This window comes from Fodinibius salipaludis, assembly GCF_002287075.1.
GTDB classification, from domain to species: domain Bacteria; phylum Bacteroidota; class Rhodothermia; order Balneolales; family Balneolaceae; genus Fodinibius; species Fodinibius salipaludis.
In genome coordinates this window covers 103,523-125,249 of record NZ_NSKE01000011.1, presented here as the reverse complement: position 1 = coordinate 125,249, position 21,727 = coordinate 103,523, and the positions used below count along the sequence as shown (strand labels likewise).

The following is a 21,727-nucleotide window of genomic DNA, read 5'->3' as shown; positions in this document are numbered from 1 at the left end:
CTATCTGAGACGATAAGATCCATCACCATAACTGCTGTTTATTAAGTATTGCCGGCCAAAAAATTATGATTCCATTTAAGCCGGCAATCAATCTTTTAGTTAGATTGATCAATAACAGTAGTATTATTCATACCATCTTGCGTAACATATGCAGAATGGTTAACAGAACCGCTACCTAACAATCCACTTTGAGCAACATCAAGTGAGTTTCCGGTACCAGATTGGTCGAACCATAGATCTTGTCCTTCTCCACTTTGGGTAGCAGTCATAGAGTTGCTTATGCCATCTTGCGTACCAAATACCGTACTGAAATCACCGGGTTGGTCAACAGTATAAGTATTTCCTTCGGATGCAGAAGTTGCACCACCATACTGATAAATATCAGAGTAGTTGAGCTCCCCATCTTGATTAACAGTAGCCTGAGCATAATCAGTTTCTTGGGTAACAAACACATCGTTGTCTGTTCCGGCTTGAGTGATATCAGCTGCGTTGTTGCTGCCTAATTGAAAAATAAGACCGGAATTATAAGAACCTGATTGTTCCGAAATAGCTTCATTTGATGTCCCCTCAGAGTTAATGGTTAAATCGTTATCACCATCCTGGACTGCGTCGGCAGTATTCAAATCACCCATTTGGGTAATAAAGACTTCCCCCGATTCGCCTTTTTGGGTAACATCAGAATCATTTGACTCACCTGATTGCAGAATATTCGTGAGATGCTCATCTCCCGACTGATCAACATCAGACGTATTTGACTGAGCAAAAGCTAACGAAGTAAAAGTTAAGAATATGAGTGTTATATATATAGACCTCTTCATAGTACTATTATTTTTTGATGAATTATTTAATTGATAAATGGTCTCCCATTTGATTTTCTAATAAAATAAATTTACGGACACCCCTCATATTATAATTTTTTAACCTTTATGAACTTATTTTTATGAAAGGGATAAATTTTGAACACAATCGCAGAATAAAACAATATAAAGATGGGTAAAGCAACTTACTTCCTCAGTAATTTAGGGAGCAAATTTTAATAATATTCAAGGGGAGAACTACATTTCTTTCAGAAAAATAGTATCACCAATAACAGCTCATTGTATGTAATAAAATAAAGCGCCTCTACTGTTTAAAAGACAAGAATTTAAGTAACCCTTTTTAGATCTAAGAATAGAAATTAGACAAAATAGAAAAGGGCTATCACAGTTAGTGAAAGCCCTCTTTAAAAAATATCTATACCCTTACTTATGCAAATTCCTTGTTCTTCTTTGCTCTTTTCCGCTCGTTGAAGTCAAGATATTTTTTACGAATTCGCAGGCTCTTGGGCGTTACTTCCAACAGCTCATCATCGTCAATAAACTCGATGCACTGCTCCAGGCTCATCTTTTTAGCGGGATCAATTTTTACCGCATCCGCACTTTGTGTGGCACGATGATTTGTCAGATTTTTCTTCTTTACAACATTAACCACCAGATCATCAGAACGGTTATTAATACCTACAACTTGTCCCTCATAAACTTTGTCGCCCGGCTCAACCAAGAACGTACCGCGATCTTGTAGCCCCTCAAGCGCATAACTGGTCACTTCTCCTTTTTCCAGTGAAATCAAAGTTCCACTATTACGGCCCGGAATTTTTCCTGCAAAAGGCTCATAAGCATCAAACTGTTGATGCATAATACCCGTACCTCGCGTTTCGGTAAGCATTTCACCACGAAAACCAATCAAACCGCGAGAAGGCACCTTAAAAATAAGGCGATTGTTTTCTCCCTCTTGCGTCATCGATGTCATTATTCCTTTCCGCTGCTGCAAATTATCGATAACTCGATTGCTGTAATCTTCATGAACATCTACAACCACCTCTTCAAAAGGCTCGTGCTTTTGCCCATCGATTTCTTGGTAGAGCACTTCGGGACGAGATACTGAAAATTCATATCCCTCGCGACGCATCGTCTCGATAAGGATAGCCAGCTGCAGTTCACCGCGTCCGGACACTTTATAAATATCAGGATCTTCGGTTTGCTCCACTTCAATAGAAACATTGGTGCGAGTCTCACGCATCAGCCGATCTTTAATTTGATTCGATGTCACATAATCTCCTTCCAATCCTGCAAATGGCGAATCATTCACACGGAAAAACATTGCCATAGTCGGCTGGTCGATATCATAATAATCCAATGCTGTCATATCGGTGGTAGCTGTAAGCGTATCACCGATATCTACCTTCTCATATCCGGCCAGTGCAAAAATATCTCCGGCTATCGCCTTTTCAACGGGTTCACGCTTTAATCCATTAAAGGTAAAAAGTTTTGTCGCCTTGGCCTTCTCTTTGAGATCTCCATTACGATCGAGCAGTGCAATCTGTTGCCCCTGCTCAATGGTTCCCTGTTCCACACGTCCGATAGCAATACGTCCTACATAATCGCTCCAATCCATACTGCTCACCAGCATTTTAAAAGGAGCATCCATCACCTGCTCAGGTGCAGGAATAGTTTCAATAATCTGCTCAAAAAGCGGACTTAAATCGTCATTGTCTTCTTCAAGTTCACTTTTTGCGATGCCGTTAATACCTTCAGCATAAATAATGGGAAAATCGAGTTGCTCATTTGTGGCATCAAGCACCACAAAGAGATCAAAAATTTCATTCAATACTTCATCAGGACGTGCGTCCTTACGGTCAATCTTGTTGATAACAACGATGGGCTCGTATCCCAGCTGCAATGACTTACGAAGTACAAACTTAGTTTGCGGAAGCGGCCCTTCGGCGGCATCCACTAAAATTATCACACCATTTACCATTTTAAGGATACGCTCTACCTCTCCGCCAAAATCGGCGTGACCGGGCGTATCCACAATATTTATTTTGGTATCCCCCCACTTTACGGCAGTATTCTTTGAACTAATCGTAATTCCTTTTTCTTTCTCCAGATCACCGGAATCCATCACACGCTCGGCAACCTCTTCATTTTCGCGAAACGTACCGCTCTGTTTTAACATTTCATCAACCAACGTTGTTTTACCGTGGTCAACATGAGCAATAATCGCAATATTTCTAATATCCTTGTACATAACCTGTATTGATTAAAATCGGATTGAGTGCCTCAAACACTACTTAAATGCTATGATGCCACCCTAAATTTACTTTAAATGACACAGTAAGTGCGTATTGATGAGTACCGACAATCCTATAAAATTTAGCCAGCAAAGATACGGTTTTATCTTCCCAATTCCTTATTCGCATTATTTTTTCTTTGTGCTGCGATAATGCAGTTGTTCCTGTTGATTGCCATCAGGGGTAGCTATACATTATGAATTCATAGCAAAATTGATGCTTTTTGAATTCATTCAGCTGGAGCTGGCCCCCATCCAGCATATACCATAAGTCTACTTGGCAATGATTAGCAAAAGAAAATTAGCTAACGCCATTATATACGGTCTCCCCATTCTGGCCATACCACTTTGGGCATTATCTTATCCCGAAACAACCTTTCGCCACAACTTAAAACCATGGTTTATCTACACCAGCCAGGTGGCAGGCATTATGGGATTTATTATGTACTCTCTTTCTCTTGTACTATCTACCCGGGTAATATGGATTGAAGATCTCTTTGGTGGGTTAGATAAAGTTTACCAGACACATCATAGCATTGGCAAAATAGCCTTCTTCCTGATTCTCTATCACCCTATAGCATTAGCCGCTCGATGGGTTCCACAAGATGTGGGTAAAGCATTACAATATGCGTTCCCCACCCACCACCGACTGGCTATTGACCTTGGCAGTTGGGCAACTTAGGGATTTATTTTACTGATGCTGATTACTCTTGTTATTAAAATCCCCTACGATAAATGGAAGCTCACCCATAAACTTACAGGCATAATTTTCATCCTGTTTATCCTCCATATTTTCCTTTTGGATGAATTAATCAGTACCAATCCATTTCTTGCTGTATACCTTGGCTTATTCGCTGTTCTGGGCGTTATTAGCTTTTTATACAAGTCCATTTTCTATAAATGGCTGGCTGACAAAAAATCATATACCGTCCAACATATAGACCGGCCTAATAACCAAGTCATGGGAATCACCCTTTTCCCAAATGGCAAGCAGCTACAATTTACGCCCGGACAATTTTGTTTTTTTAGTTATTCAGATCCAAAGATAAGTCGTGAGGCTCATCCATTTACGATCTGTAGTACCCCATCTGACGATCATATAACAATCATTGTTAAAGCCCTGGGCGATTACACAAATCATCTTTATCAAACACTTAAACCGGGCGTTAAAGCTTTAATTGAAGGTCCGTACGGCCGATTTGATTACAAAAAATACGACCATCCTCAAATCTGGATCGCCGGTGGGGTTGGAATTGCTCCCTTTATCAGCTGGGCTAATAACTTAGAAGAGAGCCCCATTCCAGCCAATTTCAATACCGATCTTTACTATTGTGTTAACAGAACAGAAGAAGCTGTTCACCTAAAAAAATTCGAAGAGCTGGAAAACCAACTGAACGGATTTTCTTTCCATCTGATCAGGGCTGATCGGGAGGGCTTTTTATCAGCAAATGATATCGTGGATTTAAATAATCGGGAAATCTTTATCTGTGGTCCTAAAGAAATGAGACAGTCTCTGTTCAAAGAGTTTAGAGAGCTACAAGTACTTGGTAAGCATATACATTTTGAGGATTTTGACTTTAGCTGATTTAGTAGCAAGATCAATAACACGATTTTGGCATGACTGATACTGAACAGTTACATTAACAAACCTCATTGTTATTAGTTGTTAAATAGAAATTATTGATTATTTACCAATATGGATTTAAAAATTGAAGACCAGCGATTTATTGTTTGCGGCGCAAGTAGCGGATTTGGAAGAGCGATTGCAGAACTATTGCTTGATGAAGGAGCAACGGTTATTGCCATTGCCCGCCGAGAAAACAAGCTTAATGAGCTCAAAGAATCATACGATGACCAGGTGGATATTGTAGCCGGTGATTTAACGGATGACGATACCCATAACGAAATTGAAGCGGCCATTGGTAATGAACAGCTCCACGGCGTGGTAGTAAATGCCGGCGGACCACCGGCCCTAAGTCCACTCGAAACCGCTATTTATGATTGGGATGAAGCATACAAAAATGTAATGCGTTGGAAAATTGAGCTGGTACTTCGACTGGTCTCCTACTTTACCTCAAAAGAATACGGACGCATTCTATTTGTGGAAAGTCAGTCGGTGAAACAACCTATCCCGTCACTTGTGCTCAGCAACTCATTCCGTGCCGGAGTGGTGGGATTTGCCAAGTCGTTATCCCAGGAAGTTGCCAAACAGGGCGTTACAGTAAATGTGCTCGCGCCGGGATCACACGATACTCCTGCCATAGAACGGGTTATAAAAAAAGCAGTTGATGAATCCGACAAATCAATGGAGGAGGTTCGAGAAGAGATGGAAGCTTCTGTTCCGGTTGGACGTTTTGGGAAAGGTGAGGAGCTGGCTTCACTGGCGGGATGGATTTTATCTCCCCATGCCTCTTATGTAACGGGCCAAACCATCAGTCACGACGGTGGTAATATTAAAGGTTTATTTGGATAACTGACATGGGGAAAAGTGAAACGCGTAACAAATTCCTAATCCTACATTCTTACATGAAACTATGTGGCATCAAAAGAATATCACCCTCTCTCCCAAATCTCGGGGATATCACATTATTACTGATGAAATTCTAAAAGAAATTCCGGAAATCAAGAATATCAATACAGGAATTGCGCATATCTTTATCCAGCATACCAGCGCCAGCCTCACCATTAATGAGAATGCTGATCCTTCAGTTCGAAGGGATTTTGCCTCCCACTTTAAGCGCATGGTTCCGGAAGATACGTCCCTCTATGAGCACACGCTTGAGGGGCCCGATGATATGACTTCACATATTAAAAGCTCACTCTTGGGGCATTCGGTTTCCATTCCAATTACCAACGGTAAAGTAAATCTTGGAACCTGGCAAGGCATTTATTTATGCGAACACCGCAATAGCGGCGGTCCTCGTAAACTGGTCGTAACGCTACACGGAGAATAGCATATTTCTTCAGGATTTGTCGGGATACGTTCCGCTGTAGAGCTATGGAATGAGATTGACAAATAAATAAATTGGATACAACGCAGAGCATTGTATCCAGATAAAACCACATAAATGTTCTCTCTTATTTTGAATAAAAAAAGCTTCGCCGAGCAAGCTTTTCCGAGCCTGCTCAACGAAGCTTTAGCGTAGTTGAGCGGAGAGGGAGGGATTCGAACCCTCGATACCCCGTGTGGGGGTATACTCCCTTAGCAGGGGAGCGCTTTCGACCACTCAGCCACCTCTCCAATAAAGAGTCGCAAATATAAGCGCCTTAGTAAATTTTATCAATAGTTAACTTATATTTCTTTTGTGGAACAAGTTTTATTCTTTCGGATCACTGTCAAGGATATAAATTTGTGCTAAATTTCGTCCCTCCTGAGCATAATCCAGGCCATATCCCAAAACAAAAAGCGTGGGGATTTCAAATCCCACATAATCGAGCTGTACATCGTGATGGGTCGCCTCCGTTTTGTGCAAAAGCGTTACCGTAGCAATAGACTCGGGATTCTTTTTCTGCAACTTGTCCACCAAATAGTTCATCGACAGCCCGGTATCCACAATATCTTCTACCAATATCACATGGCGGTCTTCGATATCAGCATCAATATCTTTAAGGTCAGTTACTTCTCCCGACGATACTTTTTCATCCCCATAGCTGCTGAGCTTCAAAAAGTCGACCTCACAGGGGATATCGACCTGGCGCATCAAATCAGAAAGAAAAATATACGCCCCGTTGAGCACACCAATAAAAATAGGATTCTTACCCTCATACTTCGACGAAAGCTCATCCCCCAATTCCGCTACTCGTTCTTCAAGTTCTTGCTGAGTAAGATATATGCTGAATGTTTCACCGTTGCAGGTAACGGTTTCGGGATTGAATAGTGACATGTATTCTTGTAATTACTTAATTGAAAGGCAAAATTTCGTTTCGGAATCACACTTTACCTGTTCCGAAATTGTGCCTGAGGATGACTGATTTTTAATTGGCGGAAAGATAAGAGCACAGATCGTTTCTTCAAAAGATTCTATGATAAGAGCTTTCTCCTTATCGGCAGCATTTACTTTCCGGTTTGTCAGGTGTTCAGCTACGGATTGATGCCCCTTCATTCCCAGTGGCTGCAGGCGATCGCCCTCTTTCCATTGGCGCAACGTAATAGGCCAGGATATTTTATCAGCGTCTATGAAGAGAGCTTTACTTAAGTCCGGATCAGAAAATTGTTCTAACGTTAGCACATTATTGCCGATCTCAACGGTGGAGTTCTCCAAATCGCTGCGGGTAAATGTTCGAGGCTTAAAAGTCCCATTCTGGCTCCGAGTAATCATATAGTATTCACGATCACGAATAATAGAAAACTCTCGAGTAATCCCAATCCTTTTCCCGGTCTGCAGCTTTTTTAGTTCACTAACACGATGCAAGTTCTGTTGTGATATTTGAATGCCCGGTTCTTCTTTTTTGATCAAATACAGCACCATTGCCCGCTGCAAGCCCGGCTCTAACTTGTCAAAAGCCTGCTTGTTGAGACCATTGTCATCTGAAACCCGGTTAGCAATCCATTCCAGTGCATTTTCATAGTTTTGAGCATACTCTCCCACACTAAGGATATTCTCTTCCCACCCCGGAAAAAATTCCGATAATCCCTTCGTCCACTCATTTCGCAGAAAGTTCCGCGCAAAATCATTTTCTAAATTAGACTCATCAGTACGATATGGAATTTCTCTTTGCTCAGCATATTGTTCAATTTGTTGGCGTGAGACAGATAACAACGGACGAAAAAGTTCTCCATCCCAAACATCCATACCGTTCCAGCTGACCATGCCCGCGCCGCGGAAAAGCTTCTGTAAGACCGTTTCTATCTGATCATCTTTGTGATGTGCCAATACAATTCCATCGGCATTGTACTGTTCAGCTAAATCTCTAAAAAAACGGTATCGAACCTCACGTGCCCACTGCTGAAAGTTTTGTTCCCGGGCTTCACCGGGATTAGCTTTTTTAAGTTCGAACTGAAATCCCCATTCCCCTGCTTTCTCAGCTACAAGTTCAGCATCTTTATCGGATGCCTCTCCTCTCTTCTGATAATTCACATGGGCAATAATTCCCGGAATATGTAACCGGTATAAGCTATAGAGCAAGCTCATGGAATCCACACCGCCGCTAACTGCAATAATTAATGCAGATATTGAACTGTCAAAAATGGAATCGGTCGATTCCTTAACAGCCTGTTCAATTTGTGATAAGTTGGATCTGCTCATAAGAAAATGAATCTATTCCGCCATCCCTGTTCAACATCAGTAATGCTCCGTTCTCGTTAATACCGAGCAACTTGTATAGTTCATCTTGCACCTCATCATCAATTTTGAGACCAACCCATTGACCATACCCAATAATATTCTGGTTAATCGTCTTTATTAACGATGATTGCTGCTGCTCCCACAAGGTATATTTGTACTCAATGCGGTTTAGCAGATCAGCCAAAAACTGTTCGCGATTTATTTCTTTCCCCTTCTCCAGTGAGACAGAGGTAGCAACTTCTTTTAACTCATAAGAAAACTTTTGCTGATTAATGTTCAACCCAATCCCAATAATTAAACGATCAAATGTGTTACCACTGAATACCGCCTCTGTTAAAATGCCGGCCGTTTTTTTCTTGTTCAGAATAATATCATTAGGCCATTTTATGGCTGCACATGAAGCATTTAAAAAGTCATTTAACTTCTCAACGATCGCCAATGCGCAAGCTAACGTCAAAACATGGAAACGCCCGGTATCAACGGGGGTAAATACAATCGAGAACGTCAGATTTACGCCCTTTTCAGATTCCCATCTTCGCTCATATTGTCCCCTTCCCCGGGTTTGATAATCTGTTAAACAAAACAGCCCATGTTGTATATCCTGGGATGAAAGTTTTTTTAGATAGGTATTAGTTGACGCTAACTCCTCGAAATAACGAATACTGTGCCCCAACCATTGGGTTTCCAGTTTTTGTAGAAATTCGGACTGATCAAATGTTGAGTTCAACGTTCTAAAATACTAAGGTTAAATATTATGCTCAGGCTAATTTACTCTTTAAGAGATCAATTTTTGCAATGGGAGTAGGATCCACATTACTCACCACAGCCAGATATAAACTTGTCCAGTCGGCCAGTTGAATAAGTGAAAACATACGTGCAAGACGGGTTTGTCCTCTTGTTTTTAGGATATGAAGCGAAGCCGTCTGATCTTCTACCAACTCCTCCACAATCTCCATACGTCGTTGCACCCTCGGATTATCCTCCTTATCAATCAATAAAATTACGGAGAGACGCCCAGTTAAATGTACTATTTGCTCCCATCCCACAATTTCATTGTGATTCATTTCGGGAAGCGTATTACCGTAAGCAAGCGTCTTGGCATTTTCTGCAAACTGATTCCGCCACCGCAAATTTACCGGTTCCATCATCGTAGCATCAGAATAAACAATGGGTAAGGTATCATTAATTTCTTCAGCCAGGTTAAGGGCTTCATTATCACCCGGATCTGACAGCAAGTCATTTTGTTCGGATAAAAACCGGGCCGTATCTTTCAAAGCGCCATCGCGTTCTTCCACTAACTCCAACTGCTGAAAAATTCGATATAACGGCACAAAACTGTATCCAAGTGCCGCACGCGGAGGCATTCCCCCGGGGATTTTTATATAATCAAATTCCTCTTTGGCTGCCTTCACCATCAGCTCGCCGCCGGCTGTCACGGCTATGATTTGAGCACCCTTTTCTCGTGCAGATGTTAAAGCTGTTAAGGTCTCTTCCGTGTTGCCAGAGAAACTGCACGCGATAAACAACGTGTTTTCATCCACCCAGCATGGTATTTCATAGTGTCGTACTACCTGAATAGGGAATGGACAACGGTCGTAGCAAAAAGACCGAATGAGATCGGCCCCAATTGCGGAGCCTCCCATTCCCACAAAACATATGTTGGAGATACGCTCTTTATCAATGGTCAGATCAATATTTTTTGTACTCTCTACAGCCTCTTTCCATTGTTCGGGAAAGGTATTTAATAACTCCCACATATTTTGGCTATCAATCGATTTAATCTCCTCCAAATCCATATATGCTTATTCCTTTGTCTCCCAATTTGAAAATATATTATCAATATCATCCAGCGTTCCCGCATCCAATACTTTTTCAGCCAGCTGCTGCATATCAATATAAGAATTTGATCGCAACACCTGTTTTACCGATGGCAGTACTACTGCATTCATACTCAACGTATCAATTCCGAGCCCAATTAAGCAGCTCGCAGCAATGGGATCAGAAGCCAGTTCTCCACATACACTTACTGGCACTTCATTGCGTTCACCGGCTTCTGCAACTTCTTTTATTAACCGCCATATAGCCGGATGCCGTTGATCATATAAGTTCGATATTCGCTCATTTCCCCGATCTACTGCCAGAACGTACTGCGTAAGATCATTGGTGCCAACACTTAAAAAGTCGGCATGACTGGCAAAAAGGTCGGCTTTCAGAGCCACACTCGGTACCTCTACCATTAATCCAAGAGGGATATTTTTGTCAATATCGAACCCCTGATTCAGTAATTCTTTCTGAACCTCACCAATAATATTTTTGAGTTTATAAATCTCATCAATCGTTGAAACCATCGGGACTAGAATTCGAATGCGCCCCATAAAATCTGCAGAGGTCTCAAGAATAGCTCGTAACTGATTCTTTAATAATTCTGGCTGCTCCAATAACATCCTGATTCCACGCCAGCCAAGAAAAGGATTCTGTTCCTTTTCTTCATCCCCAAAAAATTTATCTCCCCCCACATCAAACAAACGTATTGTAACTTGATGGGGAGTAGTCAGCTCAAGAATAGATTTATAAAAAGCTACCTGCTGATCTACATTTTTAAAATGTTTTCGGCTTAGATAAATAGATTCTGTCCGCAACAGCCCTACCCCTTCAGCCTGATATTTATTGGCAATACTCAGTTCTTCAGCAAACTCAATATTAGCCTGCAAGGAAAAAGCTTTTCCATCAAATGTTTCATTTGGTTTCTTGCATAGGGATTCAAAATCAGCCTTCCTTTTACTCTGCTGGGTAATAAGATGTTCATACTTTTGCCGCGTTTCTTTTTTGGGGTTAACAACCACTTCTCCATTGCGCCCATCAAGAACAACTTCATCGTCAAAGTTGATAACTTCAGTCGCCTTTTGAGTTCCCACTACTGTTGGGATATTCATCGAACGGGCAATAATTGCTGCATGCGAAGTGGCCCCGCCCTGATCGGTAATTAATCCTTTAATATTGCGATTGGAAAATGAAATGACCTCTCTTGGGCTCAACTCCCGGGCTACTAAGATGGTCCCCTCCTTAATATCATCCCTCTTGTTATGTATAATCTGTAACAAACGGTCGCGGATATCAGAAATATCCACCGATTTGTTTTGGAATGCTCCCCCATGATTCTCCTGAATGACCTGCAAGTAATTTCGGAAAATACTTTCTACCGCCGAATCTACAGGTTTATTATTTGCTGAAATTTCTTGCTCCACCCGGTCTTGCATCTCCGGATCTTTTAAAATAGCAATCTGTGTTTGAATAAGGTCAGCCGATTCTTCCAGTTCGCTATTTCCCAGCAATACCTGGAGTTCCTCCTCGGCAACATCAAGAGCTTCATAAAATTTATGGATATGATCCTCCGCCTCATCATCAGCGATTTGGGTATCAGAGACATTTGGCCGCACACGCTGATAAAGGCTGGTATCTCCAATCACAATACCAGGGCAAGCCGGGGCTCCGGAAATAAATATCTCTTTTTTATCCAGCTGGTTACTCATCTCCATCCTCATAAACCTCACCAAACCCATCGTTAATTAACTCACTGATAGCCTCAAAAGCTTCTTCCTCATCAGGACCGTCAAGTTCCAGTTCGAGCTCTGCCCCTTTTTCAGCAGCGAGGGTCATCACCCCAAGAATACTCTTCCCATTCACTTTATATCCATACAAATGAATGTAAAAATCCGATTCATACTTCGATGCCACCTTTACTAATGCAGCAGCAGGTCGTGCATGCAAACCGGCATCATTAACAATTGTTATTTTCTCTTTTATCATGCTGTATTATTTAGTTTAAAGCGTAAAATGCCAATTATTAAAGTAACTATCCACAGCAGTTAACAATAAAATATCGTTCACAGAAGGCCTCGAAAGAATTGTAAACTTAGCTGCTGTTTTCTTAACTTAATTGCCATTTATAACTGCAAAAAAGAAACTACATGTCTGTAACAAAAAAGGACGTAAACTACGTTGCCGATCTGGCTCGACTAAAACTGAGCGAAGAGGAAACAGAATCGCTGGCAAATGATATGAACCAGATCCTTGACTATATGACAACCCTCGAAGAGCTTGACACCTCTGATGTAGAACCACTCGAACATGTTATTGACCTGGAATATCGCCTGCGTGACGACAAAGCAAAAGAGCCGCTTTCGCACGAGGATGCTCTTAAAAACGCACCCGACGCTGATACCGACTACTTCCGTGTGCCGCGTGTTATTGAATAGGAATACAATTTTAGAAATTCTATCCTCGGTTGGTTTCTCGACTAATGAGTATCAGCAACAGCCCGGCTAACACATTTCATTCTACTTAAACCTTGTCCACTTTGAGTAAAAAAGAGCATACCCATTCTTTAAAGGAAGATTTTATTTCAAAGCTATCGGCTAATAAGAAGCATTGGATTTCACTGGTTGTGCTTTTTATCCTACCGCTGCTGCTATACTCAGCAATATTTTTCGGCGGTACGCAATTTTTGGGCAACGATGTTCTACAGTGGCGTGCCGGTGCAGAGTCTGTCATAGAACATATTGATACTTTTGATGAGCATCCGCTCTGGGCATCGAATATGTTTTCAGGGATGCCTTCTGCTGTCATCCATAACCCATCCTCTCCACCCAGTATCGATTCTTTCTTTAAGTGGATGGGAGGACAGGCCCATCCTCTGGCATTCTTTTGGATATTACTGAGCGGCGCCTACCTCTTCTTTGTCGTTCAAAAAATTCGCCCGTTTTCAGCAGCTATCGGGGCTATCCTTATTGGCTTTACAACCTATTTGCCCATCGTTATCGAGGCTGGTCATTACGCCAAATTCATGGCCTTTGCGTTTATCCCATGGATGTTTTTGGGCTATTATCTAATTTCTCGATCACAAAAAAAACTGTTGGCCTTTTTCACTTTCGCACTGGCCGTAACGCTACAACTCAGGGCAAACCATCCACAGATAACCTATTACTTTTTGTACCTGCTGGGCTTCTGGTGGATGTACGACAGCTGGCTGGCCTACAAAAAAGATGAAATTAAAGATTGGTTCGAACGAACCGGGATTGCATTCGGAGCAGGTGTTTTAGCTATTATTTGCAGCATCGATTTATACTGGCGGCTCTACGAATATTCGCAATACAGTACCCGCGGAGGCTCTACCCTCGAAACATCAGGTAGCGGCGGACTAACACTTGAATATGCTTTTAGCTGGTCGCAGGGTGTAGGGGAACTGTTAACGCTCATTATTCCGGGACTCTATGGCGGTTCATCCGGCGAAGCCTACTGGGGACCAAAATCATTTACCAGCGGTCCGCACTACTTCGGAGCCATCGCTTTTATCTTGGCTTTAATCGGACTTTTCGCATACCGTAAGAAAATAAAATATATCTTTTTTGGAGTTGGATCGCTTACTCTGCTCTTTTCACTGGGCCATAACCTCCCGGCCTTTAATGAATTTGCCTTCAACTATATCCCCTATTTTGATAAATTTCGCGTGCCCGAAACCTGGCTCATTGCAACCGTCTTCTGTTTTGCAGTACTGGCTGTCTATGGTATTGAGGCCCTGTTTGATATCGCCAAGGACAAACAAAAATCTATAAAAGATTTATATACGCCACTGGGTATCGCCATTGGGCTGGGCTTAATCTTTGCCTTCGGTAGCAACGCCTTGCTTTCTTTTGAAAAGCCGGGTGAATTCCAGCAGTACGCTCAGCAAGTTGCACAACAGAACAATGTATCACCTGATAATCAACAGGTTCAACAACGGGTACAAAACTATATCAACACACGATTAAAACCCGATCGCAAAGATATGGCCAGTAGTGATTCTACCCGTTATCTTATTTTGGCCTTACTTGCAGGCGGACTTATTGTAGGATTTGTAAAACGAAAAGTTAGTAAAGGATATCTGCTTATTGGCTTACTGGTTCTTACGGCCTACGATATGCTCAGTGTCGACAGCCGCTACGTTAACGAAGACCGAATGACCTCAGATACCCTTGAAGCCGAGCAGATGATCCAACAGCAGCAAACGCCTGCCGATAAGTTCATCATGCAGAATATTGATTCAGAGGATGGTTATCCCTATCGCGCTTTTGCATTGGATCGCAATCCCTTCAATAACGCAATACCCTCGTATTTTTATCCCACGCTTGGCGGATATTCCGGTGCAAAGCTGGCCCACTATCAAGATCTAATTGACCATTTATTGATGGATAATCAAACGGGTTTCAATCACGCTGTGCTGGATATGCTGAACACAAAATATATTACCATTCAGCAGCAACTTCCCTTCGGTGGATATACGGAGGTATTTAATCAAAATAACCAGCGGGTGTACCGCAACGATGATGTACTGCCCAAAGCCTTTTTTGTGGATTCTGTTGCCACTGTTGATACCCCCCAACAAGCAGTTGATAAAATGAAACCTTCGGCTAATTTTGATGCCTCTGACGTTGCCATCGTTGAAACTGATGAAACTCTTAATAGCAATTCCGATACTTCAGCAACAGTATCCGTAGAGAACTACAAGGCCAATGAAATAAAGCTGCAGACTTCATCCCAAGAAGATCAATTTTTGGTACTCAGTGAGATTTATTATCCCGCTGGGTGGGAAGCTACCATTGATGGTGACCCTACGGAAATTTTCAAAACCAATTTTGTGCTACGCGGGTTGGAGGTCCCGGCTGGTAAGCACACGGTACGATTAACATTTGAGCCTACATCCGAAATATGGGGAAGCCGAATTGCTTGGTTCGGTCATATCGCGTTGTGGTTTGCCGGATTGGGAGTCATAGGCTTTCACTTCGGATGGATTGGAAGCTCGGCTGATGAGGAAGAAAATTAATTGCTGACTGAGCTTTCGTATTCCTTGCAAGTTTTTTCCGGCGAATAAAATTCACCAAGCAGTTCGTAATCTTGTCTGTAGTAGGAGATGGCAGCTTCCAGCGCTTCGGGCGATAAATCCGCAAGTGTTCGCGTTGTACCTCCGGTTTTCCGCTGCCGCAATTCCAAACCCGGTTTATATTTTTGCAACATACCCAGCAGTTCAGAAGTATCGGCCAAGGTAAATACCCGATCCAGGTAATACAGCGTGTTACCCAGAAATTCAGTCTGCGGACGCGCGTGATGCTCGATGCTTTTATTCACTTTCCGATAGGTATCCAGGTTCATTGCAAAGGTATTCAAATCAGGAATAATCGGCAGTCCATATCGTTTTAAATTCGTCTCGCTCGATTCCAAATCACCCAGATCAACAACACGATTTCGGTAACACGAAATTAACCGCTTTACCGGATCGCGCACCAATGCAAAACGCAAGCAATCGGTTCTTTCTCGCAAGGTGTTCACGCTCGTAAACGCATCTGTACGCTTCAAATAATAGTCGTGATGCTCTCGATAATCGCTGAACTCGGGCAGGTCGGTATCAAACCGTTTGTCAAACTCGATTTCATGGAGGGCGTGCTTGATAGAGGTGCAGGCATTTTTGGGGATAGGAATATAAATCAGCTTTTGTTCAGGCAGATAAATTTGATGGATCTGGTATCCAGGCAGACCCATCCTCCGAAAGGCATAACGTAAATAGAGTTTAGTGTCATCAAAAAGTTGTTTGGCTAATCCCATCACTTGCTCATAAAAGTTTTCAAAATCCAACTTTTGATCTCCTTCCACCAGCGGTGCGGCGGCACCCAGCCGAGCAACTCCGAAAGTCCGCTTACTTTCCCAGTGGCTTTGCGAATGTTATACAGCTGATATTTGCGCTGACTGCGATTCATCTTTTTCTTGTGCTTTTGATAAAACGCCAAGTACCCGCGAAGCTGATCCTTCGGATTGGTAATTCGTTCTCCATCATGATCTAAATACACTTTTTGCAGCGGCTGCTGCACATTTTTTATCGGCCCAAATCGCTCACACAATCGAATCCAAAGATCATAGTCCTGAGCTGCATCCAGCGACTCGTCAAATCCCCCCACCTTCAATAGACGCTCTTTTTTAATGAGCCCCTGGTTACCCACATAATTGGAATACAGCAATTTTTCCAGCGATATCACTTTCGGCTTACCCCAAACGGGTGCCCCCTTTTCATACATCATCTGCACATCCGATGTCACAAAAGCAAAGTCATCATCATAGGCTTTCACAAGTTTCTCGATTCGATCTTCAGTCCAAGCGTCATCATCATCAAGCCCTGCCACAAAAATGCCCGATGCCGCTTCAATACCCTGATTACGTGCACGGCAAGCCCCGTGGGCCTGCTCATTTCTCAAGTAACGCACCGGCAAAATATCTTCATACTTTGCCACAATCGAGCGAAAAGGATCATCCGACCCGTCATCCACAACCACCAGCTCGATATTTTCGTAGCTCTGCACCGCCACCGAATCGAGCGCACGGGGCAACAAATCAGCGCGATTGTGTGTAGTTACAATTGCCGATACCAAAGGAAGTTCACTCATCGCAGGGAAATCGGGTCAATATGAAAATTGGCATTATTCACTGTAAAAAATGTATTTTCAGTCATTAAATTAATTGGTACTCGAACATCCGCATGAAAAACCAACCGCACGTTACGTTTATTATCTGCACGTATAACCGTGCCGATTATCTTGCTGATACTCTACAGTCGCTACTGCAGACTGATCTTTCAACTTATAATACCGAGCTGCTCATTATTGATAACAACTCCACCGACAACACGCCGCAAGTCGTAGAGCGGTACGCTAAAGATGGCAATCCGATCCGTTATATCAAAGAGACAAATCAAGGGCTGTCCTTTGCCCGCAATCGAGGTATCGAGGAGGGCAAGGGGTCGTGTTTGGTGTTTTTGGATGATGATATTCGTGCCACCCAGTCGTTAATCCCAAGCTGGGTTTCTTTTTTTGAGAATCATCCCAAAGCAATGGCGGGCGGAGGAAAAATTCATGTTCAGTTCGACGACCCGCGTCCGAAATGGATGTCGCACTTTTTACTCCCGCTGTTGGGGCATCATGATCTGGGAAATAGCTCCAAAATCTATCCCAAAAACAAATATCCCTTTGGTGGAAACATGGGATTTCGCAAACAGATTTTTGAACGGTTTGGAAATTTTGATACCGACCTCGGGCGGAAAGGCAAACAGCTTAAAGCCAGCGAGGAAAAAGAGCTTTTCAACAGACTTAAAACCGAACATATTCAGATCCATTATCTCCCTGAAGCAAAACTTTATCACCGTGTTAACAAACAGCGGCTCACCGAAGAATATATCAAACGTCAAGCTGTTGGACTGGGACAAAGTATTGCATTGCAAGTTGCGGACGAACCTATTCAAAAATTAAAATACGGGATCCCGGAATTAGTCAAATGGGTAGTTAGTATTGGCCTTGTAATACCCTATACTCTTGCACTTCAACCTGCCAAAGCGCGAATGCTGATCAAGTTTCGCAAATGGATCGCAGAAGGTTATTTTTCGAGCGATCTATCTTGAAAGGCTTCAATATTCATCAACATGAAAAAAACTATTAAATATCTGCTAACCAAGCTCTTCTGGGGATTCGGGCGTCACCTGCTATCCGACAAATGGTACGCTAAAATTCGCTATTGGCTGGAGCTCGATACATGGCCGGACTTTCAAAATCCGCAAACATTCACCGAGAAAATTCAGTGGATAAAACTCAATGAGCGAACTGATCTAAGACAGCTTGCTGCCAATCGTTTCGCCGTTAGGAATTACGTAGCCAAAAAAATAAATAATAAGCACTTAGTTCCTCTTCTATCCAAATTTAGAGAGCTTACACAATCCAAATGGAATTCATTACCTGATCAATTTGTGCTAAAGGCCAATCACGGATGCGAAATGGTTGCCATCATCCAAAACAAACAAGAAGAGCAATTGGAAGAAGTACGCCGACAGACCAAGAAATGGAAACAAACTGATTACTATTCATTCAGCCGAGAGTGGGCATACAAGGGATTGCCAAGAACTATTTTAGCAGAAAAGTTACTGCTGACTGAGGCCGGTGAAATCCCCAATGATTACAAGTTCTTCTGTTTTAACGGTGAAGTTAAAATGATCCAGGTTGATTACGATCGTTTTGGGGATCAACGACGTAATCTGTTTGATCGAAACTTTAATCGTATGGCAGGCAAGTTGTTGTACCCTCCATATGAGGGAGATACCCAAAAACCAAAACAGCTCGATAAAGCAATTGAAATAGCAGAAAAGCTATCATCTGACTTTACGTTTTTACGTGCGGATCTGTATCTGATGGGTGAGGAGATCTATTTCGGAGAACTAACCAATTATCCCGGAAACGGTTTTGTGCCTTTTCAACCGCAAGAGCTGGAATATAACGTAGGTTCCTGGCTTGACTTGAACATCGAATAGAAGTAACTATTGCATAAACTCGAACCTCAAGACCTTTTTATCTAATTTGGGCGTAATAATCCGACAGAGCATTCAAAATACGGTGATCTCATATGTGGGAATTGTACTGGGATTTATCTCTACCATCCTGCTTTTTCCCCGTATTTTAACCCCCGACCAATACGGACTTACCCGGCTTTTTGTATCCCTTGCCCTTATCTGTGCCCAATTTGCTCACCTGGGAATCAAAAATACCATTATACGCTTTTTTCCCTATTTCCAGTCGTCCCAGAAAGAAAAAAGCAAGCTATTAACCCTAACCCTACTTATTCCATTCGTTGGGTTTCTGCTTTTTACCGTTTTATATTTGCTGGGGCAGGATATATTTATTAGCTACTATGATGATCGCTCAGCCCTCTTTGACGAATACTTTCTATTCCTGATTCCGCTCGTCTTCGCCACCCTCTTTTTCGAAGTTCTTAATAACTACGTCCGTGCCCTGCAAGATTCTATAACCGGATCTTTTCTCAACGAAGTCGTCATGCGGGCACTCATTATTGTATTGCTAATCGTTCATTACTTCGAACTGATTTCTTTTCCCACCTTTATGATTGGGTTTGTTGCAACGTATTGCATCGAACCATTCTATCTGTTGATCTACCTTTACCGGCATGGAGAACTCTCGCTCTCATATCCCAAACTCGACAAGCGCGCCAAATTCATTAAAGGGATGGGCGTTTACGGAGCCTACTCCCTGCTCGGAGGACTGGCTACCCTGCTCGTTGGAAATATCGATATTATTATGCTCGGCGCCATGACGAATCTCAGCGACACCGCCGTCTACGCTATCGCCTTTTATGTAGGATCAGTTATCGCCGTCCCGCAGCGTTCAATCAACAAAATTGCCGTTCCCATTTTAGCGGGATTAATCAAAGAGAAAGCCTTTACCCAGGTCGAATCACTATACAAACGAACATCCCTGACACAAGTCATCAGCGGCGTCTTGCTCTACATCGGCATCTGGGCCAACATGCACAACTTGATGGATTTGCTCCCCGAGGAATATCACGGTGCCGAATGGGTAATCATCATTATCGGGGCGGCCAAACTCTTTAATATGGCTACAGGTATCAATGGACATATCATCATGAATTCTAAATATTTTCGGTTTGATCTCTATACCAACATCCTGCTTATTGCTATCACTATCACATCCAACTACTTTTTTATTCAGTACTGGGGAATGCTCGGCGCCGCCATCGCCACAGCACTGTCAATCTTCATCTACAACTTTATAAAATTCATTTTTGTGTGGATCAAATTCGATATGCAGCCCTTTCGATGGAATGCACTCGCGGTCCTTATTATTGCCGCCATCTGTCTGGGGATATCGTGGCAAATTCCCTATCTCTATAACTTTGTAATAGATGTAGTCGTCCGATCCGGAATTATCACCATTATCTTTGCCGGCAGCATTCTTCTTTTTGATCTGTCCGAGGATGTCAAAAATCTCCTGCAAGAAGGGTATAAACGAGTTCAAAAACTGGATCTATTTTAATTTACAATTTCTATTTTCTGTTATGAAAGCTATTCTCATTCAAAATCCCGGCAAAAATTCGTCACTAAAAATTGGAGAAACCCCAACACCCGAACCGAGTGCAAACGAAGTTCAGGTAAAAATTGAGGCTACGGCACTCAATCGCGCCGACTTGCTCCAGCGCACAGGCAACTACGACCCACCCAAAGGAGCCCCCGATATTTTAGGGTTGGAAATGTCGGGAATCGTAGAAAAAGTGGGAGACAAAGTATCCAAATGGGAAGTCGGAGACCACGTTTTTGGACTGTTGCCCGGCGGCGGATATGCCCAATACTGTACGATACACGAAGATATGGCAATGGCCATGCCGGGAAACCTGTCCTTTGAAGAGGCCGCTGCCATCCCCGAAACATTTTTAACGGCTTTCCAGGCACTGGATTGGCTGGCAAAACTTCAAGAACAAGAAACTGTTCTCATTCATGCTGCAGGCAGTGGCGTAGGAACTTCCGCTATTCAGCTGGCGCATCACTTATACGATGCCCGAATTATTGCCACAGCTGGCAAACACCATAAACTGAATACGGCCAAAAAACTGGGGGCTGAATTTACCTATAATTATAAAGAGCAAAATTATGCTGAAGAGATTGTCAATGATGTTGGTCCGGATTCAGTAAATGTGGTTATCGATTTTATCGGCAAACCGTACTGGCATAAAAATATGGAGGTTCTTGCCATGGACGGACGTGTGGTTTATCTGTCATTTTTGGGCGGACACAAAGTGGAAGAAATTAGTCTTATTCCAATTCTCCGCAAGCGATTATCTATTATGGGATCAACGCTACGCAACAGATCTGAGGAATATAAAATCGATCTCACTAACGATTTTGCTTCTAATACGCTCTCCCTTTTTGAGGATGGTGTGTTAAATCCAATTATCGACTCTGTTTATAATTGGTCGGATGCAGAAGAGGCCCACGAGCGCATGCAAAACAATAAAAACACAGGGAAAATAGTGTTGACGGGGATGTGATATTTTTAGACATACAAGGATATCAAACCATTATACAGTGGCGTATTGCAATACGCCACTGCTACATACATTCACCGATTCAATTTATCATTTTCCCAATTCTTGGGATTTTCTCTTATATATTTTCTGATCCTATTCAATTCGTTTTTATTACGAATAATGTGATCATAATAATTGCGCTGCCAAACCTTGTCACCCGGCTGGTTGTTTAATTCATTGATCTGTTTTGTATCCGTTGATTTATAACCTCTCACTATCGCACCCAAATTCTTTGATGGAGATCTGAATTCATTTTCTGACCCAATGGCAGGGACGTATCGTGATACCTCCCTGCCATTGTTTTTTTTGGGTTATCACAATTATTCCATGCACATAATTAGGCATCACTATAAATTCGTCCAGCCGAACATTAT

Annotated in this window: 20 protein-coding genes and 1 tRNA gene; 10 read left to right on the top strand and 11 right to left on the bottom strand. The window is 42.5% G+C overall.

The genetic code is table 11. The features are described from left to right. Positions 1–95: 95 nt before the first annotated feature. Positions 96–818: a hypothetical protein gene (locus CK503_RS14140; protein WP_095607477.1), complete on the bottom strand. Its 723-nt coding sequence runs from the start codon at positions 816–818 to the stop codon at positions 96–98. A gap of 427 nt (positions 819–1,245) precedes the next feature. After that, a complete protein-coding gene (gene typA / locus CK503_RS14135; RefSeq protein ID WP_095607476.1) occupies positions 1,246–3,066 on the bottom strand; it encodes a translational GTPase TypA in 1,821 nt (606 codons plus the stop codon). Positions 3,067–3,391: 325 nt separating this feature from the next. On the opposite strand from typA, the gene CK503_RS14130 reads away from it, so the two are divergent. From CK503_RS14130 to CK503_RS14115, 4 genes are all read left to right on the top strand, one after another. Then, entirely contained in the window at positions 3,392–3,790 is a 399-nt protein-coding gene (locus tag CK503_RS14130) for a ferric reductase-like transmembrane domain-containing protein (RefSeq protein WP_095607475.1), read from the top strand. 15 nt (positions 3,791–3,805) lie between these two features. After that, a complete protein-coding gene (locus CK503_RS14125) occupies positions 3,806–4,693 on the top strand; it encodes a ferredoxin reductase family protein (RefSeq protein WP_095607474.1) in 888 nt (295 codons plus the stop codon). Positions 4,694–4,804: 111 nt separating this feature from the next. After that, positions 4,805–5,581: an SDR family oxidoreductase gene (locus tag CK503_RS14120; RefSeq protein ID WP_095607473.1), complete on the top strand. Its 777-nt coding sequence runs from the start codon at positions 4,805–4,807 to the stop codon at positions 5,579–5,581. A gap of 61 nt (positions 5,582–5,642) precedes the next feature. After that, positions 5,643–6,062 carry a secondary thiamine-phosphate synthase enzyme YjbQ gene (locus tag CK503_RS14115; RefSeq protein ID WP_095607472.1) on the top strand — a complete coding sequence of 140 codons (420 nt, stop codon included), beginning with the start codon at positions 5,643–5,645 and terminating at the stop codon, positions 6,060–6,062. 197 nt (positions 6,063–6,259) lie between these two features. Here CK503_RS14115 and CK503_RS14110 read toward each other — a convergent pair. The 7 genes from CK503_RS14110 to CK503_RS14080 all read right to left on the bottom strand — a co-directional run bounded on the left by CK503_RS14110 (position 6,260) and on the right by CK503_RS14080 (position 12,200). Then, positions 6,260–6,349, bottom strand: a tRNA-Ser gene (locus CK503_RS14110). Between the two features lie 76 nt (positions 6,350–6,425). After that, positions 6,426–6,992 carry a hypoxanthine phosphoribosyltransferase gene (hpt, locus tag CK503_RS14105; protein WP_095607471.1) on the bottom strand — a complete coding sequence of 189 codons (567 nt, stop codon included), beginning with the start codon at positions 6,990–6,992 and terminating at the stop codon, positions 6,426–6,428. Positions 6,993–7,004: 12 nt separating this feature from the next. Continuing rightward, positions 7,005–8,354, bottom strand: a complete 1,350-nt coding sequence (tilS, locus tag CK503_RS14100; RefSeq protein ID WP_095607470.1) for a tRNA lysidine(34) synthetase TilS — start codon at positions 8,352–8,354, stop codon at positions 7,005–7,007. Then, positions 8,326–9,120, bottom strand: a complete 795-nt coding sequence (locus CK503_RS14095) for a biotin--[acetyl-CoA-carboxylase] ligase (protein WP_095607469.1) — start codon at positions 9,118–9,120, stop codon at positions 8,326–8,328. The genes tilS and CK503_RS14095 overlap by 29 nt, the downstream gene beginning before the upstream one ends. A 31-nt stretch (positions 9,121–9,151) precedes the next feature. Further along, positions 9,152–10,189, bottom strand: a complete 1,038-nt coding sequence (locus CK503_RS14090) for a bifunctional phosphoglucose/phosphomannose isomerase (protein WP_095607468.1) — start codon at positions 10,187–10,189, stop codon at positions 9,152–9,154. A 6-nt stretch (positions 10,190–10,195) separates the two neighbouring features. Then, positions 10,196–11,923, bottom strand: a complete 1,728-nt coding sequence (gene ptsP, locus CK503_RS14085; RefSeq protein WP_176466322.1) for a phosphoenolpyruvate--protein phosphotransferase — start codon at positions 11,921–11,923, stop codon at positions 10,196–10,198. Beyond that, positions 11,916–12,200 (bottom strand): HPr family phosphocarrier protein, encoded by a 285-nt coding sequence (locus CK503_RS14080; RefSeq protein WP_095607466.1) that lies wholly within the window; start codon positions 12,198–12,200, stop codon positions 11,916–11,918. The genes ptsP and CK503_RS14080 overlap by 8 nt, the downstream gene beginning before the upstream one ends. A gap of 161 nt (positions 12,201–12,361) precedes the next feature. Here CK503_RS14080 and gatC point away from each other — a divergent pair, with 161 nt between their 5' ends. Both gatC and CK503_RS14070 read left to right on the top strand, forming a co-directional pair. After that, positions 12,362–12,649 (top strand): Asp-tRNA(Asn)/Glu-tRNA(Gln) amidotransferase subunit GatC, encoded by a 288-nt coding sequence (gene gatC / locus CK503_RS14075; RefSeq protein WP_095607465.1) that lies wholly within the window; start codon positions 12,362–12,364, stop codon positions 12,647–12,649. Between the two features lie 101 nt (positions 12,650–12,750). Further along, on the top strand, positions 12,751–15,252 hold the full coding sequence (locus CK503_RS14070; protein WP_095607464.1) for a YfhO family protein: 2,502 nt from the start codon (positions 12,751–12,753) through the stop codon (positions 15,250–15,252). Here the strand turns inward: CK503_RS14070 and CK503_RS14065 are convergent. Continuing rightward, positions 15,249–16,058, bottom strand: coding sequence for a sulfotransferase family 2 domain-containing protein (locus tag CK503_RS14065; protein WP_095607463.1), 810 nt, complete (start codon positions 16,056–16,058; stop codon positions 15,249–15,251). The genes CK503_RS14070 and CK503_RS14065 overlap by 4 nt on opposite strands. Then, on the bottom strand, positions 16,028–16,861 hold the full coding sequence (locus CK503_RS14060) for a glycosyltransferase (RefSeq protein ID WP_095607462.1): 834 nt from the start codon (positions 16,859–16,861) through the stop codon (positions 16,028–16,030). Before CK503_RS14060 ends, CK503_RS14065 begins: the two co-directional genes overlap by 31 nt. A gap of 92 nt (positions 16,862–16,953) precedes the next feature. On the opposite strand from CK503_RS14060, the gene CK503_RS14055 reads away from it, so the two are divergent. The 4 genes from CK503_RS14055 to CK503_RS14040 are packed head-to-tail and all read left to right on the top strand — an operon-like array spanning position 16,954 to position 21,314. Further along, positions 16,954–17,868 carry a glycosyltransferase gene (locus CK503_RS14055; protein ID WP_095607461.1) on the top strand — a complete coding sequence of 305 codons (915 nt, stop codon included), beginning with the start codon at positions 16,954–16,956 and terminating at the stop codon, positions 17,866–17,868. 21 nt (positions 17,869–17,889) lie between these two features. Further along, complete coding sequence (locus CK503_RS14050; protein ID WP_095607460.1) at positions 17,890–18,768, top strand: ATP-grasp fold amidoligase family protein; 879 nt, start codon at positions 17,890–17,892, stop codon at positions 18,766–18,768. A 46-nt stretch (positions 18,769–18,814) separates the two neighbouring features. Continuing rightward, a complete protein-coding gene (locus tag CK503_RS14045; RefSeq protein WP_095607459.1) occupies positions 18,815–20,305 on the top strand; it encodes a lipopolysaccharide biosynthesis protein in 1,491 nt (496 codons plus the stop codon). Positions 20,306–20,327: 22 nt separating this feature from the next. Continuing rightward, positions 20,328–21,314, top strand: a complete 987-nt coding sequence (locus tag CK503_RS14040; RefSeq protein WP_095607458.1) for an NAD(P)H-quinone oxidoreductase — start codon at positions 20,328–20,330, stop codon at positions 21,312–21,314. Positions 21,315–21,727: the final 413 nt, after the last annotated feature.

Bases quoted from the DNA above. Each gene is read 5' to 3' on its own strand.
- CK503_RS14140 (WP_095607477.1), bottom strand. From the start codon at position 818: ATGAAGAGGTCTATATATATAACACTCATATTCTTAACTTTTACTTCG.
- typA (WP_095607476.1), bottom strand. From the start codon at position 3,066: ATGTACAAGGATATTAGAAATATTGCGATTATTGCTCATGTTGACCAC.
- CK503_RS14130 (WP_095607475.1), top strand. From the start codon at position 3,392: ATGATTAGCAAAAGAAAATTAGCTAACGCCATTATATACGGTCTCCCC.
- CK503_RS14125 (WP_095607474.1), top strand. From the start codon at position 3,806: ATGCTGATTACTCTTGTTATTAAAATCCCCTACGATAAATGGAAGCTC.
- CK503_RS14120 (WP_095607473.1), top strand. From the start codon at position 4,805: ATGGATTTAAAAATTGAAGACCAGCGATTTATTGTTTGCGGCGCAAGT.
- CK503_RS14115 (WP_095607472.1), top strand. From the start codon at position 5,643: ATGTGGCATCAAAAGAATATCACCCTCTCTCCCAAATCTCGGGGATAT.
- hpt (WP_095607471.1), bottom strand. From the start codon at position 6,992: ATGTCACTATTCAATCCCGAAACCGTTACCTGCAACGGTGAAACATTC.
- tilS (WP_095607470.1), bottom strand. From the start codon at position 8,354: ATGAGCAGATCCAACTTATCACAAATTGAACAGGCTGTTAAGGAATCG.
- CK503_RS14090 (WP_095607468.1), bottom strand. From the start codon at position 10,189: ATGGATTTGGAGGAGATTAAATCGATTGATAGCCAAAATATGTGGGAG.
- ptsP (WP_176466322.1), bottom strand. From the start codon at position 11,923: ATGAGTAACCAGCTGGATAAAAAAGAGATATTTATTTCCGGAGCCCCG.
- CK503_RS14080 (WP_095607466.1), bottom strand. From the start codon at position 12,200: ATGATAAAAGAGAAAATAACAATTGTTAATGATGCCGGTTTGCATGCA.
- gatC (WP_095607465.1), top strand. From the start codon at position 12,362: ATGTCTGTAACAAAAAAGGACGTAAACTACGTTGCCGATCTGGCTCGA.
- CK503_RS14060 (WP_095607462.1), bottom strand. From the start codon at position 16,861: ATGAGTGAACTTCCTTTGGTATCGGCAATTGTAACTACACACAATCGC.
- CK503_RS14055 (WP_095607461.1), top strand. From the start codon at position 16,954: ATGAAAAACCAACCGCACGTTACGTTTATTATCTGCACGTATAACCGT.
- CK503_RS14050 (WP_095607460.1), top strand. From the start codon at position 17,890: ATGAAAAAAACTATTAAATATCTGCTAACCAAGCTCTTCTGGGGATTC.
- CK503_RS14040 (WP_095607458.1), top strand. From the start codon at position 20,328: ATGAAAGCTATTCTCATTCAAAATCCCGGCAAAAATTCGTCACTAAAA.